This window comes from Paenibacillus sp. cl123 (genome assembly GCF_900101595.1).
GTDB lineage: Bacteria > Bacillota > Bacilli > Paenibacillales > NBRC-103111 > Paenibacillus_G.
This window is the reverse complement of the sequence record NZ_FMYY01000036.1, coordinates 24,620-39,770: the sequence shown is the minus strand read 5'-3', so window position 1 is coordinate 39,770 and position 15,151 is coordinate 24,620. Positions and strand designations below refer to the sequence as shown.

Here is a 15,151-nt window from a genome sequence, read left to right as displayed (position 1 = left end):
GGGCTGATTTTCAATGATTCATGCTCCTCAAGCAATTCGGCAAAGTGGCAGTTGTTGCTGCCTTGGTACTTCGTTGTATACAGGGTCGCCGCTTTCGCCCTCACTTCGTCCGGCAGGGCGTGTGCCGGTTTTCTGCCACGATTCCCGTGGATAAGTGCACGAGCTCCTCCTTTGTTCTGATACTTCTGCTTCAATCGAATGACCTGCCTCTCCGTCAGCCCCAGCGCTGCTGCCCCTTCCTTGTTTGTCATATGTCCCTCGAAGATCTTTTCCACCACTAATACCTTCTTCAGCTCTGCTCTCGTCAATGTTAATGTCTCCTGTCCCATAGTGACATTATCTCAGAACAGTTATAGGGTGACATTATCACGGAACAACAACAAGCGGAAGAATAAAAACTGTACAAGCAAGGGAACCCGTGTTATATTAGGGGAACTTGCTTCTATAAAGGTAGGATGTTTGGAGGTTTTGGAAATGCTGAAGAAAACGACCAGGCTGACGCTTGTCGATCAGGTGATCGTGCAGCTTGAGGCAATGATCGAATCCGGTGACTGGACGGTTGGAGAGAAAATACCGCCCGAGCCCGAGCTTATCGCCAAGCTGCAGGTAAGCCGCAATACGCTGCGAGAAGGCATTAAAGCCTTATGCCATGCGGGCGTACTGGTTACCAGACAAGGCGACGGTACTTATGTATCCTCCCGCAGCGCGCTGGGAGCCGCGCTTCAGCGCCGGGCGCAGCAATCCGGTCTGCTGGAGACCTTGGAGGTTCGTCAGGCGCTGGAGCGGGAAGCGGCCAGACTGTCCGCCGTCAGGCGCACGGATGAAGATATTGCCCGCATCCGGCATTACCAGCAGCTGTGCAGAGAATATGCGCGAAGCGGCGATATCGAGCGGTACGTGGAGACTGATCTTTGCCTGCATCAATCCATCGTGGAAGCCACCGGCAATGCGATGCTGGTGGAGCTGTACAGTCACATGACCGATGCTGTCCGGGAGTCGATCATGCTGTCGCCGCACAGGAAGACATCCAGCTTCTTGCATGCGGACAAGCATCAGCTTCTGATTGAGGCGATTATCGAGGGCGATGAAGAAAAGGCCGGGCAAGCCGTGCTGCAGGATATCGCAGAGCTTAAGCAAGCTTGGGAAGAGGAGGAATCATCATGAAATCTGCAAAATCCGTGAAACTGGCTGGGCAGGCCGGGGTAGGGGAGCATTCTTCGGCGGGAGGCTGGCTGCTCGCGCTTGGCATTATCCTGATAGCGGCCAACCTGCGCGCGCCGATCACTTCCGTAGGACCGCTTATCGGCGACATACGGGAAAGCCTGGGTATATCTGGGGCAGTAGCGGGCATGATTACAACATTGCCCTTGCTGGCCTTTGCTTTCCTGTCGCCGACGGCGGCCGGATTGGCCCGCCGGTTCGGGACCGCGCGCGTCCTGCTGCTCTCCGTCATCCTGCTGCTTGCGGGGGTGGTCATCCGCTCCGCGGCAGGCACGGAGCTGCTGCTTCTCGGCACCGTCATACTGGGTATGGCGATAGCCGTATGCAATGTTCTGATGCCCAGTCTGATCAAAGCCGGATACCCCGAGCGGATCGGTATGATGATCGGCATATACACGGTAGCGATGAATCTGAGCGGAGCAGTCGCCTCCGGCGTGAGCGTTCCTCTCGCTGCCGGGGCAGGGCTGGGGTGGAAGGGAGCGCTTGGGATATGGGCGCTGCTCGCTGTGTTGGCTATCGCCTGCTGGCTTCCTCAAGTTCAAGCCGGGAGCAAACCCGTACAATCGTCCGGAGACCGGAAGGTATCCGACACCCCGCGGGTGAACGTCTGGAAATCCAAGCTGGCGTGGCAGATCGCGTTGTATATGGGCTGCCAATCCATGCTGTTTTACGTGATCATCACCTGGATCCCCGATATGCTGGAAACATTCGGGATGACGCCGGAGGCCGCGGGCTGGACGCTGTCGGCCATGCAGCTCGTCGTGCTCCCCGTTTCCTTCCTGGTGCCGGTGCTGGCCGGACGGATGAGAAGCCAGATCAAGCTGCTGGTGGTTATCGTTGCCTTTTTCCTTATAGGCATCTTGGGTCTGCTTCTGGGGGGCGGCCGTCTTACTCTGCTTTGGACGCTGCTCGTCGGCCTGGGGGCCGGCAGCTCCTTCAGCTTGGCGATGATGTTCTACGGATTGCGTTCCCGCAGCGCCCATACGGCGGCCGAGCTGTCGGGGATGTCCCAGGCTGTCGGCTATTTGCTGGCCGCTATCGGACCGGCGCTGCTCGGCTATCTGCATGATGCTACGGGCAGCTGGACGGTGCCGCTGATCATCATGCTGGCCGACAGCCTGCTTGTACTGGTATTCGGCATCGGCGCTTCGCGGGATCGCTACATCGAAGATGAAGCATTGGCCAAGCATTCCGCCTAAACCGGACAGCTCCACTCCATACCGGCCCGGTGTCGGGCCTCGCGGCGGCAGAAGCCGGATCGGAGGCTGCTGCAACCTTTCTCATCGCCGCTCCGTCAATGACAATAACTCGCGAGGTTGTGTACAACTACTGGAGTAAAGGAGCATCAGGATGATGAGAAAAAGAACAGCTTTAGCCTTGATCGCGCTGCTTTTGAGCAGCATGACCGTTGGTTCTGCGTTTGCTTTTACCGATGTGGAGGATGGACAACGTGAAGCGGTGACAGCTTTGAAGGAACGCGGGGTGGTGAGCGGGATCGATCAGGAGCACTTTGCGCCGAAGGGCCGGATCAGCTATGCCCAGAGCGTGCAGATGATCGTTAAGGCCATGGATCTCAACCTGGATCTGATGAAGTTTGCCAAGCCGCCGCTTGCTTCGGACCATTACGCCAATGTGCCCGATGAAGCCTGGTATGCCGATGCCTTTGTCATCGCTCACTATCATGGGCTGGAGCTTCCGAAGGATATCAATCCGAACGCGTCGATCACCCGGGAGCAATTCGGCGATCTGCTGGTACGGGCGCTGGAGAAGAAGGGCGACTTTCCGCTGATTAAAATGTTTATCCAGATTCAAGACGAGGACCAGTTGACTCCCGAGCTTCAGGGCACTATCCAGCGGGCGCTGCTGTATAAAATTGTCGAGCTTGACCAGGCAGGACGCTTCCATCCGAAGAGCGAGCTGACCCGCGGCGAAGCGGCGGTCTGGGTACACAACGCCGTGCGCGTGCTGGAAACCCATGTCTCCAAGCCGGCCCCGGCGCCGGAACCAGCGCCTGTGCCGCAGGCGGATATCGCGATCAGCACAGAGAAGGTCAACGAAGAAGTGAACAAGATCACCTTGACCTGGGAGCTGAGACCGAACCCCGGCTACGGCATGGAAATTACCGGCATCCGGTTTGAGGAAGGGAACCGTGCGGTAGTGCTCTACAAGCTGCATGCGCCGGATCCGGATAAGATGTATCCGCAGGTCATCACGCCGGCCCAAGTATCCACCTTTATTCCGGCCGGATACAAGGCTTCCGCGGAGCTTGCGAACTGAGCAGCCAGCTTGAGTGTTTCAACTCCTGGGACAAGGGTAATTATTGGAGGAACAACCAATACCCAATAAGGAGTGATTCGACAGTGGCACAGAACAACCGCAATGGCAAGATGAGCCGTGAAGAAGCAGGACGTATGGGTGGCGAGGAAACCGCAAGAACCCATGACCGCGATTTCTACCAGGAGATTGGCCGTAAGGGCGGCGAAGCTACCTCGGATTCTCATGGCCGGGAGTTCTATCAGGAGATCGGTGAAAAGGGCGGAGAATCCCGAGGCAATAGCGGGAATCAAAACCGTGACGATAATAGAAGCGACAATGACGGCAAGATGAGCCGCGAAGAGGCGGGCCGCAAGGGCGGCGAAGCCCGCGCGCGCCAGCGCGACAACTCTTAAAGGCGGCCGGCTGCAGCATGCAGCGGCAGCACAAAGGTCAGGATAATCCGGTGATCCGGGTCGTCCTGACCTTTTGGCGCGCTTAGGCTAAGCGATATCGGTTTGCAGCCCTCGGCGGTACGCGTCCAGCGAGGCGTCGATGATCCGCGCGAGGAACGCCGGCTCTATGTCGGACAATACCGACGCGGCGTAATGCCAGGCGTTCTCCTCAATCTCCAGCGCGATAAGCCGATGCTCCCGTTCGGTAAGCTCCTCATCGAGCAAGCTTGCCAAGCGAGGCAGTTCCCGATCCTCGGCATGCCCCAGCTCATGGGCGCAAACCACTGCTATATAATCCTCCAGCCGGTCCAGAGAACCGAAGAGCTGGAAGCATTGCTGCTTGATCTGCTCCTGATAAATATAAACTTGACCTGTAGCCATATGATATTTGCCGCCGATCAGCCTGCCGCCGGGAAATTTGTTTTCAACCTTCACTTCGATCCGGCTTCCCGAACGATCCAGCACCTTGTCGACGATCTTGCGAAAGATGTCTTGCTCCAGCTTTCTTCACCTGTCTCTCTGCGAAGTAACTTCATGAAATACTAGCGACAAATGACTGCGACTAACCGGCAGCAGCCAAGAGAATGTGCCGGATACCTTTTTATTATACGCGATAAGCCCGAGGAAGTTGCAGCGCGATGCGGCCGGGTAATCCAATACACGCTGCGTGTACGACCCGCAGCTTTAAGACGAGCAGCCCGCTGCCTTTTTGGCACATTACTCCACCAGCGCATGCAGAGTCGTGCCGTCCGGGAATAGAATGAACACATATTCACGCATATGGGCAGCGTCCCTTTCCGTATAGCCGAGGTGAAGTCCATCCAGGGCTGCGGTGTCGGCAGACCAACGTATGAACAGCTGGGCTTGCAGGGCGCCGCTGGCGAGCGCGGCTTGATCCACTTCCTTCCCGCCGGTGCGATAGCCGGGGGCAGCTCCGATATCATAGCGCCAGATTTCCGGCTGGTTGTCCTCTCGCAGGATCGCCTCCGGATCGCCGAGCACTTGCTTTACCTCTGTCGGGCTTTGTCCGATGCTCAGCCTGTATTGGGCTTGCCAGACTTTGCGGCTTGCCTCGCTCAGATCGGTCGGCTCGGATTGAACCGACAGGATATTTTCTTTATCCTGATACTTGATCCCGAGTCCAAGCATGTTAGCGATCAAGCGCAGAGGAACATAGGCTTGGCCGTCATAGTTCAATACCGGATGTTCCGCGGAAGGTTCGAGGACATGATCGTTGATTTCCAGTTGGATGGGCCATATCCTGCTCGGAACCGAATCCGAGGCATAGATTGCCGTTGCCGTGGACAAAAGAATGCCGCATAACAGACCCGAGACGAATTTGCGCATAGAAAACGGAAGCCTCCCTGAATAAAGCCTAGCTTGGTTTAGCTGAGCTGTTGGATGATAGGCAGGTGTTGTTCGGCGAGATACGTGCCAAAGCGATTTTATGTATTTTGAAGCTGGGAACGGGCTCGCTAGCGTTTAGTAAAGTTATCTCTACCCGCCGCTATTCAAAGAAAATGCAAACGATTTGCAACAAATAACTTGAATATGTCGTTTAAGTTTTATAAGGGAAATGGGAATTTGCAATAAGCGTTAAATATGTTTTCCAAGGAGGAATACATGAGGAAGATTCTAATGATGGTGAGCAGCGCAGTCTTATAGTTGATCATGGCATTTTTGTAAGAGAACCGAAATAGAATGCCCCTGTGCCCGAAGCAGGGATGAAGCTGGTCTAGTCGTATTTTTCATCGTCTACTCGGAGAATGCGCTCAATAATAAGCTCTGCTTCGGTTTCAAAGTTCAAATACAGGGGAGCGGGCAGCAGGTCTATGATACGTTCGACCTCCGGCAGCTCCAGCAGCGCCTCCAGGCTTTGCGGACTTGGCTCCAACCCGTAAGTCCATTCCCGGAAGGCATCGATGAATCGGTAGAAGGACGCCTCGAACTCATTCGCCGATTCCTCGGCTTCATCTCCAGATGCTCCGGCCATCCTCTGCCAATGGCTTAGAGCCTTGTTCAGAGCTTGTGTCACTTTGATATCCATGCCTGCTTTCCTCCTAGCGTGTAATGTATTTGTCAGCTCATTATACTCCGAAAATTCCTCCGGCGGGAGAGGTGTTAACTCCCCCCTTCGGAATGACCAACAATTTGACAATGACAGCCTTTATGTAGCAATGTATAGTTAGCACTATAATTCTATTCTACTTTCCGGAGGTATCATGAAAAAAATAGTAACGATGATCGCAACCGGCACGATGGCACTTTCCTTCTACACATCCGCAGCTCTGGTACAGCCAGGGGCGACGGCGCTTGCCGCTTCTGTAACGACGGACAGCTTTAAAGACTTGAACAACATAGACGCCAGCCTGAAGGCCAAAATAGACGCTATGATCGCAGCAGGCCTCTTCGAAGGCGTATCCGCCGATACGTTCGGCATTCGTGACAACATGACCCGGGCTCAATTCGCCAAGGTCGCTGTTCTCCTTTTCGACATTAAGGTGGATTCGGCATTGAAGACTTCGAGCTTCTCCGATGTACGGGCGGACGATCCCGCGAACGGCTGGGCTATCCCGTATATTGAAGCGGCCAAGCAGGCCGGATTGATCGATGGGATCACGGACACAACCTTTGCGCCCGGGGATCAGGTGACGGCAGGGCAGCTGGATGCGATTCTGCTGAGGGGACTCGGCAAGAAGGTCGATACGACGGGTGCGGTGTGGTTCGCCGACGCGGTAAAGCAGGCCGTTGAACTGGGCATCCATCCGATGGGCAAAACCGGCGATGCCGCAGCCGACCGTGCCGATCTGGTCACCAGCTCGTTCGCCGTCAAGCAGATTACGGACAAGCCGGTGACTCCTCCGGCAGCTGCGACCGTCTCAGTCGTTTCGGCTAAGGTCTCCAGCGACAGCTTGAAGGTGACGGTTGCCCTGGACAGAGAAGTCGATACGGACAAAGCGAAGCTGACCTTGAATAAAGGCACTGCCGCTGTTCCTACTATTACCACATGGTCCAGCGACAAGAAATCCGCTACGCTGACAGCTGACTCGGCACTCGCAGCGGGCGATTACACCGTGACCTTGAGCGGCCTGGACGCTTCGGCGATCAAGCAGGCAACTGCCGCCTTCAAAGTCTCGGCGCCGTCAACTCCGTCGACACCGGCGGCATCCAGCTCGGTATCGTCCGGCAGCTATACCTACAGCACGCAGCAAACCTATGAGCTTGCCAATGTGATCGACAGCGGCCTGACTGAGGCGGCTACGGGCACCAACGGTCTGGAGACGCGGGCTAACGCAGAGAATCCTGTTGTCAGCAAGCTGGCAAAGGAAATTAAAATCAACGTGACTTCGAACGGCGATGCGGTAGCTGTACCGGGTATCGTTCAGGCCATCACATCCTCCGATCCAAGCGTTGTGCGGGTGGGAGTTTCTGAGGACAACCGCGGCTATGTGATCGGCAATAAAGCCGGGACGGCTACGCTGAACATTATGTTCCGGACAATGGATGGCGAAAGCAAGCTGCTGACTGCGAACGTTCAAGTAAAATCCGATAGCGTAGCGGGCAAGACTATCAAAGCGGAGAATACGACATACAAGCATCAGCTGTCGGATTCCAGCCAATTCGACGCTTATGAGGCAATGGGTCTGACGATTACGGATAATTATGGCATCAAGTATGAGAAGGAAGATGCTAAGAAATACAGCTTTGCCTTGGCTTCGCTGTTCACCGTGTCCGCCATTCAAGGCGGCGGCAGCGTGAATGTCGGGCAGGACGGAGCAGTCACCTTGTCAGGAACCGTCACTTCCTTTGAATTAAGCGCCGTGCTGCCGAACGGCGAACGGACGGTCACTTACGTCACCGTAAGCTAGATCTCGCTCAGAAGACAGCTTTTGCAGAGCACGTTAGGCTGCAGAAGCTGTTTTTTTAGCGCCTAAGAGATCTGCTGAAGCTGAAGGTCATCCTTCCGGCAGGCGACCGGCTCGGGTCTCTAGTACGGCGACATAACAGAAGGAAGCAGGAAAGGGGGAGCACGCCATCCTTGTCATTCAAACGGTCACCGAGATCGAAGCTCCGGTCGGGTTATGCTTCGAGCTGGCTTGCGACCTGCGTCTTCATACCGAGACGGTATGGCCTCATACGCGGGAGCGGATCGTCGAGAGTCCTGCGAACGGACTAGTCCAAAGCGGCGGGGTGGTAACGTTCGAAGCGACCCATTTCCTGATCCGCCAAAGGCTGACGGCCCGGATTACGGAATACGAGGCTCCGTACCGGTTTGTCGATGAGATGGTGAGCGGAGCGTTCCGAAGCTTGACGCATACCCACGTCTTCGAGGCGGACGGGAATAAGACGATCATGACCGATACGCTGGAGCTGTCGGCCCCGTTCGGAGTCGTTGGCTGGCTGGCCGAGAGGCTGGTGCTGCGCAGCTATATGAGGGCTTTTCTGGTGCATCGCAACAAAAATCTCAAGGCGGCGGCAGAGCGTTTGAAGCGGGGATGAATCAGGCGTCTGCGGAACCGCTGGCCGTAGTCTTTGTTTGACAAGCTGCCGAAACAGGTAAGAAGAGAGTAGGAACCTTACCTGGAGGTGCATGCTCAGTGGAAAAGCCTAAACAAGTGGACAATGTCGGACGCAGGGAAAATCCCGAGCAAATTCCGACCGATCAGCCAAGTCTGTTCGATCTGTATGAAAGCGAGCGGACCGTGGACCCTATCCCGCTGGAGGATCAGAAGATCAGTCAGCAGGACGAGAAACATAAGGAACGCACGAAAAGCTCGTCGGGGAGCGAACGCAAGTACGAGAGAGGTTATTAAGCTATAACGGCGAATCGGGATGTCGCGGCAGCGATGTCCTTTTTTGCGTTGGAGAGAAAGAAACACAAGGAAGAACGCAAGAAAAGCAATGGGCGAGCGCAGACATAGGAGACTGAAGAGGCCCCGCGGCTTTACAGACAGGCTGCTTCTGGGGTACTTTAGCTACTGGGAAGACTGACATTGATTTGCATAGCCTGAGAACGGCGTACGGAGCAGAACGAAGAAGCGGGGGAGCTTATGGACGGGATACGGGTGCTGGTTGCCGATGATGAGAAGGAAATAAGAGAGCTGCTCAAGCTGTATCTGGAACGGGAAGCATACCGGGTCGACACGGCGGCGGACGGGGAAGAAGCCCTCAGGCTGTTCGGGCAAAATACGTACAACCTCGTTCTCCTGGACCTGATGATGCCCAAGGTGGACGGTATGGAGGTATGCCGCCGGATGCGCATGACCAGCAATCTTCCGATTTTGATGCTTACCGCCAAAGACCAGGAGATTGACAAAATCGTCGGCCTCGGCGTAGGAGCGGATGATTATATAACCAAGCCGTTCAGCGTTCACGAGCTTGTCGCGCGGATCAAGGCGCAGCTGAGACGGTTTCTGGTGCTGGGCAGCGGCACGGAGGGCACGGGCGGGACGGCAGACCGGCAGCGGGAGCTGATCGTATTCAAGGAGCTGGAGATCGATCTGAAGCAGATGAGGGTGCGGAAGCAGGGGGCGCCGATAGACTTGACGGCCAAGGAATTTGAGCTGTTGAAGCTGTTCGCCTCGCATCCGCAGCAGGTATTTACGAAGACGCAACTGTTCCGCCAAGTATGGAGCAACGATTATCTCGATGACGACAACACGGTTATGGTCCATATCCGCAGACTGCGGACCAAGATCGAGGATAATCCCTCGGAGCCCAAGCTGATTCAGACGGTATGGGGGATCGGGTACCGGTTCGCAGGTGAGCGGGATGAAGCGTGACCGGACGGCTTTGCTCCTGACGATGCAGGCTCTTGTGGCGGGAGCGCTGATCGTGCTGGAGCTGTACCATCAGCCTCCGGGCGTGGTCCGTGGGACGCTCTGGGCGATGCTCCTGCTGGGCACCGGTCTGCTGCTGGCGGAGAGGCTGCGCCTGATCCGGAGGCTGGAGCAGATGACGGCCCAGCTGCGCCGCGCCGGGGCAGGCAATCTGAATGCGCGTGTTCTGGTGAAGGACGAGCCCGCGGTCCGGGAGGCGGCCTTCGCGGTCAATGCGCTGATCGAACAACTGGCGGAGGTCCAGGCAAGGAGCATACGGTCGGAGGCTGCCCGCAGACAGCTGTTGTCGGCCATCTCTCACGACATCCGGACGCCGCTTACGTCGATGATCGGCTATGTGGATGCATTGAAGGATGACCTGGCCGCTTCGCCTGAAGAGAGGCGGGAGTATCTGGACATTATTACGCGCAAGGCCGCTTCGCTGAAGGATTTGATTGAGGACTTGTTCCAGCTGGCCAAGCTGGACGCCGACGAGCTGACTCTCCGTCCCGAGACGCTGGATCTCGCCGAGGCGGCCAGAGAAGCGGCCATCGCCTGGCTGCCGGAGCTGCAGGCCCGGCAGATCGAGCTGCAGGCCAGCATACCGGAGCAGGTATGCGAGGCTGTCGCGGACCGGATCGCGGTGCAGCGGATCTTGTCCAATTTGCTCAAGAACGCGGTGCAGTATGGCCATGAAGGACATTTGCTCGGCATCGAGCTGAAGCCGGCGGACGAGGGACGCGCCTACGAGGTGACGGTATGGGACCGCGGGGCGGGCATAGGAGAGGACGAGCTGCCCCATGTATTCCAGCGGATGTACCGCGTGGGGCGGCCCGGCGGCTCTCCGTACGGAGGCAGCGGACTGGGACTGGCGATCGTCAAGGCTCTGGTAGAAAAGCAAGGAGGGCGCGTATGGGCGGAGAGCGAGCCGGGGGTGAGGACGGCTTTCGGCTTCAGCCTGCCGGCTTCAGCGCCTGAGAACGAAGTTAAGAAACATGTAAGATTTCGTTAAGAGCGGTGTAACCCCGGGTGTTTATACTGTCAATAAGAGCGAAGAGGGTCCGATTTCGTTCATGCAGGAACGGGAGGCGATACGATGAGCGCGGTCATCAGGACAACCGGGCTGACCAAGCGGTATGGGGACCAGAAAGCGGTAGACAATCTGCATATGACGGTGCAGCCGGGACAGATTTACGGGTTTCTCGGACAGAACGGCGCAGGCAAAACAACGACGATCCGCATGCTGCTCGGTCTGATCCGTCCTACTACGGGACAGATCGAGATATTTGGCGAAAGCCTCTATGCGAAACAGCGGGACATTTTGAGCCGAATAGGCTCGATCGTCGAATATTCGGGGTTCTACGAGAACCTGACGGCGAGGGAAAATCTGACGATTCATGCCCGGCTGATGGGTCTGCCCAAGCGGACGGCCATCGAGGAGGCGCTGGAGACCGTAGGTCTTCACGGGGAGACGACGAAGCAGGTAGGCCAATATTCGCTCGGCATGAAGCAGCGGCTGGGAATCGCCCGTGCGATCGTGCATCAGCCTGAGCTGCTGCTGCTGGACGAGCCGACGAACGGGCTGGACCCGATCGGGATTAAAGAAATCCGGCGGATGATCAGATCCTTGGCCGAGGAACGGCGGATGACGATTCTGATCTCCACCCATATTCTCTCCGAGGTCGAGCAGCTGGCCGATCAGATCGGCATTATTCATCAGGGCAAGCTGCTGGAGGAAATTTCGCTGGAGGAGCTGAGGAGCCGCAACCGCAAATATGCGGAGTTCCACGTCTCCTCGGACAGCCGGGCCGCCATGCTGCTGGAGAAGCATTTCGGTATCCGGGACTATGAGGTGTACAGCGAAGGCAGGATTCGGATCTACTCGCATCTCGGCATGCGGGGCGAGCTGAACAGGCAGCTGGTCGAGCACGGCGTCGAGGTCACGGGAATCGCGCTCAGCGAAGATAAGCTGGAGGATTATTTTGTCAGATTGATAGGCGGTGGGACGATTGGTTGATCTCTTGTATACGGAGCTGCTGAAGCTGAAACGGGCGAAAATGTTCACGGTCAGTCTGGCCGGCGCTGCGGCGGCTCCCGCGATGGTCTTTATCGGCTATCTGGACTTGAAGGCCAAGCGGCCGGATGAGTTAGTTTTGTTCAGCGAGCTGTTCTCCGAGACCAACCTGTATGTGCTGCTGCTGATCGGCACGCTGCTCTACGGGGTCATTACGGCCTATTTGTTTAACCGGGAGTTCGCGGAGGACACGCTGAAGCATCTGCTGACGATCCCGGTGTCCCGAACCGGTATGATCGTGAGCAAGCTCGTGCTGCTGCTGCTGTGGATTATGGCGCTGACGCTGACCGCATGGCTGCTTACGCTCGTCTTCGGCCTGATCCTGCAGGTGAAGGGGCTGCAAGCGGCAGTGCTCGGAGAGGCGCTGCGGCAGTACGTATTGGGGGGCTTCCTGCTGTTTCTGCTGTCCACCCCGACGATGCTGGTCACCTTCCTGTTCAGAAGCTATGTGCCGACGATTATTTTCACGGCTGTGCTGACGATGGCCAATGTAGCCCTTGTCAACAGGGAATACAAGGCGCTGTTTCCCTGGTCGGCGGTTCATGTGATCGCGAGCGGGAGCGCGGTGCCGGAGTACCCGCTGCTTTATTCCGTCCTGGCGGTGCTGGCGGCTTCGGCGGCGGGACTGGCGGCGACGGTCGTTTATTTCAGAAGGATGGATATTCAATAGAGACCGGGCGGCGGGCGGTAGGACGCGTCTAGACATTAAGGGAGAGTGACGGGTGTTGAATATGATGGAATGGCTGGCAGCTCTTATACTGGGGATTGTAGAAGGACTTACGGAATTTGTGCCTGTGTCCTCAACCGGACATATGATTATAGTCGATGATTTTTGGCTGCGGACCTCCGATATGTTTTCACCCGAGGTGGCCGTGACGTTCAAGATCGTCATTCAGCTCGGCTCGGTGCTGGCGGTCGTCGTGCTGATGCGGGACAGATTTCTGAGCCTGCTGGGGCTGAAGGGGAGGGAAGCCGGGAAGGCGGGCGAACGGCGGTTAAAGCTGACCCATATCGCGGTCGGGCTGCTGCCGGCGGGCGTGATGTATTTGCTGCTGAACGACTGGGTCGATCGCTACCTGTTCTCCGCCGAAACGGTTGTCGTCGGACTTGCGCTCGGAGCCGTGCTGATGCTTGCCGCGGACCGGTTTCGTCCGCGCCAGCCCAAGGTAGAGACCGTCGACCAGATCACGCATAAGCAGGCCATTCTGGTAGGCGCCTTCCAATGCCTGGCGATGTGGCCGGGCTTCTCCCGTTCCGGGTCGACGATCTCGGGAGGGGTGCTGCTCGGCATGGGACATCGCGCCGCCGCCGACTTCACCTTTATTATGGCGGTGCCGATCATGGCGGGCGTCAGCTGCTTCTCTCTGCTGAAGCATTGGAGCTTTATTACGGCGGATGTTATTCCGTTTATGGCTATCGGATTTATCAGTGCTTTCGTCGTGGCGCTGTTCTCGATCCGCTTCTTCCTGAAGCTGGTCCATCGGATCAAGCTTGTTCCGTTCGCGATATACCGCCTGACACTGGCGGCTGTGATCTATGCTTTCCTGGTGCTCTAGAAGAGAACACTGGCGAAGCGGCCGGGATGTTGGTTATACTTGAGCTAAAGATCAAGCGGGCAGGGCTAGATAAGGATGTCCGCTGCGAGTTTTCTAGGGATCGGGGGAGGAGCCTTATGATCATCTGGATAAATGGAGCCTTCGGAGCGGGGAAAACGCAGACCGCCTATGAGCTGCACCGGAGAATGCCCGGTTCGGTCGTCTATGATCCGGAAGAGGCGGGATACTTCATCCGCCGGCAAATTCCGCGCCAGATCGCCAAGGATGACTTCCAGCTGTATCCGATGTGGCGGGAGATCAACTATGCGATGCTCGCTTACCTGAACCGGGAATATCCGGGAGCCGTGATCGTTCCGATGACCGTCGTCGATCCGGCCATCTTCGACGAGATCGTCGGCCGCCTGCGCCGGGACGGGATGGAGGTGCGCCACTTTGCGCTGTGCGCCTCGCGGGCGGCGCTGCTGCGCAGGCTGCGAAGCCGGGGAGAAGGCTCGGGATCATGGGCGGCGCAGCAGATCGACCGCTGTCTGACGGGACTTGCCGATGAAGCGTTCGAGCGCAGGCTGGACACGGAGCATTGGTCGGTGCGGCAGACCGCGGAGGCAATAGCCGCGGAGTTGGGCATCATGCTGACTCCGGATAACAGGAGCGGGGCAAGGAAGCTGTGGGACCGGCTTCGCACACAGATCGGGCATATCAGGTGGCTGGGAGGAATGAAATGAACGAAACGATGCTGCGAATCGACAATAATCCGAGCGGGGAAGCCTATCATCGGCTGATCGACTATGCGATGGCCCGGGCCTCGATGTTTGTGCTGGCGGAGCGGCAGCAGCTCCTGAGAGGGACGGAGGCGGGCAGGCTGCTGCATAAGCTGAAGCCTTACCTGCTCCGCACCTATGAAAGCGGCGTCGTCATGGGGCAAAATGCGATCGGCTATACCTACGAAGATACGATCTACGTGTACAGGTGCTGTCCTGAGGCTGGAGAGCTGCTGAAGTCCGCCGCCGAAAGCCTTTTCGACTGGCAGCATCCGAAGCTTCCCGAGGATCTCGGGTTCTGGGATGAAGCGGAACGCGACTTGCTGGTCAACATCGCCCATGAGCGGATGGCCTCTCTTCGCATCAGCGAGGAGGAGGCGCTGCGGCTGCGCGATGAGCTGCAGGGCGTTTTTCTGCGCGGGACATTTAACGCCGGGCTGGACGCGTACTTGGCCGACGCCCGCCATCATGGCGCCGACCGGCTTTGCTTAAGCGGCTACAGGCTGCAAGAGGTGCCCGAGGCACTGGGCAGCATCTCTACGCTGAAGTCGCTGGAAATTTTCGAGCAGGACATTCGCCGGCTGCCCGCCAGTCTCTTCGATCTGCATCAACTGGAAGAGCTGACCGTGTACACGGCCGATCTGGAAGCTATCCCGCCGGAAATCGGGCGCTTGTCCCGATTGGTCAGGCTTACGATCGGCTGCTGCAGCTATGACCGCCCGGAGCCGGGGAAGCCGATGATCGCCATCCGGGATGTGGCTCTGCAGGAGCTGCCGCCCGAGATCGGCCAGCTGACCAGGCTGGAGAGCTTGAACATCAACGCTACGGGCCTCAGAAGGCTGCCGTCCGAGCTGGTCCGGCTTCAGCGGCTGAAGTGTCTGGACGTAAGCCGCAACCGGCTGGAGGCGGTGCCTCATGAGCTGATCAAGCAGCTGCGCCAGCTGGTGTACAAATCCTTCGAAGGCAATCCGCTGAGCGTGGAAGGCTGATGGAAGTTGAGCATGATGAAGACCCC

Annotated in this window: 18 protein-coding genes; 14 read left to right on the top strand and 4 right to left on the bottom strand. The window is 57.3% G+C overall.

Going from position 1 to position 15,151, the window contains the following annotated elements; all coding sequences use genetic code 11:
• On the bottom strand, positions 1–308 hold a 308-nt coding region (locus BLR08_RS29635), incomplete at its 3' end, for a helix-turn-helix domain-containing protein (protein WP_143014349.1).
• A 166-nt stretch (positions 309–474) separates the two neighbouring features.
• Here BLR08_RS29635 and BLR08_RS29630 point away from each other — a divergent pair.
• The 4 genes from BLR08_RS29630 to BLR08_RS29615 all read left to right on the top strand — a co-directional run bounded on the left by BLR08_RS29630 (position 475) and on the right by BLR08_RS29615 (position 3,890).
• Positions 475–1,164, top strand: a complete 690-nt coding sequence (locus tag BLR08_RS29630; RefSeq protein WP_072338183.1) for a FadR/GntR family transcriptional regulator — start codon at positions 475–477, stop codon at positions 1,162–1,164.
• Positions 1,161–2,420 (top strand): CynX/NimT family MFS transporter, encoded by a 1,260-nt coding sequence (locus BLR08_RS29625; RefSeq protein WP_072338182.1) that lies wholly within the window; start codon positions 1,161–1,163, stop codon positions 2,418–2,420. The genes BLR08_RS29630 and BLR08_RS29625 overlap by 4 nt, the downstream gene beginning before the upstream one ends.
• A 154-nt stretch (positions 2,421–2,574) precedes the next feature.
• Positions 2,575–3,498, top strand: a complete 924-nt coding sequence (locus BLR08_RS29620) for an S-layer homology domain-containing protein (RefSeq protein WP_072338181.1) — start codon at positions 2,575–2,577, stop codon at positions 3,496–3,498.
• A gap of 83 nt (positions 3,499–3,581) precedes the next feature.
• Positions 3,582–3,890: a KGG domain-containing protein gene (locus BLR08_RS29615; RefSeq protein ID WP_072338180.1), complete on the top strand. Its 309-nt coding sequence runs from the start codon at positions 3,582–3,584 to the stop codon at positions 3,888–3,890.
• Positions 3,891–3,977: 87 nt separating this feature from the next.
• On the opposite strand, the gene BLR08_RS29610 is transcribed toward BLR08_RS29615, so the two are convergent.
• From BLR08_RS29610 to BLR08_RS29600, 3 genes are all read right to left on the bottom strand, one after another.
• On the bottom strand, positions 3,978–4,394 hold the full coding sequence (locus BLR08_RS29610; protein ID WP_256257855.1) for a hypothetical protein: 417 nt from the start codon (positions 4,392–4,394) through the stop codon (positions 3,978–3,980).
• Between the two features lie 252 nt (positions 4,395–4,646).
• On the bottom strand, positions 4,647–5,276 hold the full coding sequence (locus BLR08_RS29605; protein ID WP_072338178.1) for a hypothetical protein: 630 nt from the start codon (positions 5,274–5,276) through the stop codon (positions 4,647–4,649).
• A 388-nt stretch (positions 5,277–5,664) separates the two neighbouring features.
• Entirely contained in the window at positions 5,665–5,976 is a 312-nt protein-coding gene (locus tag BLR08_RS29600; RefSeq protein WP_072338177.1) for a hypothetical protein, read from the bottom strand.
• 175 nt (positions 5,977–6,151) lie between these two features.
• Between BLR08_RS29600 and BLR08_RS29595 the strand changes: the two genes are divergently transcribed.
• The 10 genes from BLR08_RS29595 to BLR08_RS29550 all read left to right on the top strand — a co-directional run bounded on the left by BLR08_RS29595 (position 6,152) and on the right by BLR08_RS29550 (position 15,125).
• Positions 6,152–7,798, top strand: coding sequence for an S-layer homology domain-containing protein (locus BLR08_RS29595; protein ID WP_072338176.1), 1,647 nt, complete (start codon positions 6,152–6,154; stop codon positions 7,796–7,798).
• Positions 7,799–8,120: 322 nt separating this feature from the next.
• Positions 8,121–8,429: an SRPBCC family protein gene (locus BLR08_RS29590; protein ID WP_371117879.1), complete on the top strand. Its 309-nt coding sequence runs from the start codon at positions 8,121–8,123 to the stop codon at positions 8,427–8,429.
• Between the two features lie 98 nt (positions 8,430–8,527).
• On the top strand, positions 8,528–8,743 hold the full coding sequence (locus tag BLR08_RS29585) for a hypothetical protein (protein WP_072338174.1): 216 nt from the start codon (positions 8,528–8,530) through the stop codon (positions 8,741–8,743).
• 237 nt (positions 8,744–8,980) lie between these two features.
• Positions 8,981–9,712: a response regulator transcription factor gene (locus BLR08_RS29580; protein WP_072338173.1), complete on the top strand. Its 732-nt coding sequence runs from the start codon at positions 8,981–8,983 to the stop codon at positions 9,710–9,712.
• Complete coding sequence (locus tag BLR08_RS29575) at positions 9,702–10,760, top strand: HAMP domain-containing sensor histidine kinase (RefSeq protein WP_072338172.1); 1,059 nt, start codon at positions 9,702–9,704, stop codon at positions 10,758–10,760. Before BLR08_RS29580 ends, BLR08_RS29575 begins: the two co-directional genes overlap by 11 nt.
• Before the next feature lie 84 nt (positions 10,761–10,844).
• On the top strand, positions 10,845–11,765 hold the full coding sequence (locus BLR08_RS29570; protein WP_072338171.1) for an ABC transporter ATP-binding protein: 921 nt from the start codon (positions 10,845–10,847) through the stop codon (positions 11,763–11,765).
• Positions 11,758–12,492 (top strand): ABC transporter permease, encoded by a 735-nt coding sequence (locus tag BLR08_RS29565; RefSeq protein WP_072338170.1) that lies wholly within the window; start codon positions 11,758–11,760, stop codon positions 12,490–12,492. The genes BLR08_RS29570 and BLR08_RS29565 overlap by 8 nt, the downstream gene beginning before the upstream one ends.
• A 61-nt stretch (positions 12,493–12,553) precedes the next feature.
• On the top strand, positions 12,554–13,378 hold the full coding sequence (locus tag BLR08_RS29560) for an undecaprenyl-diphosphate phosphatase (protein WP_072338185.1): 825 nt from the start codon (positions 12,554–12,556) through the stop codon (positions 13,376–13,378).
• Positions 13,379–13,494: 116 nt separating this feature from the next.
• Positions 13,495–14,100 carry an AAA family ATPase gene (locus BLR08_RS29555; protein WP_072338169.1) on the top strand — a complete coding sequence of 202 codons (606 nt, stop codon included), beginning with the start codon at positions 13,495–13,497 and terminating at the stop codon, positions 14,098–14,100.
• Positions 14,097–15,125 carry a leucine-rich repeat domain-containing protein gene (locus BLR08_RS29550; RefSeq protein WP_072338168.1) on the top strand — a complete coding sequence of 343 codons (1,029 nt, stop codon included), beginning with the start codon at positions 14,097–14,099 and terminating at the stop codon, positions 15,123–15,125. Before BLR08_RS29555 ends, BLR08_RS29550 begins: the two co-directional genes overlap by 4 nt.
• Positions 15,126–15,151 lie beyond the last annotated feature (26 nt).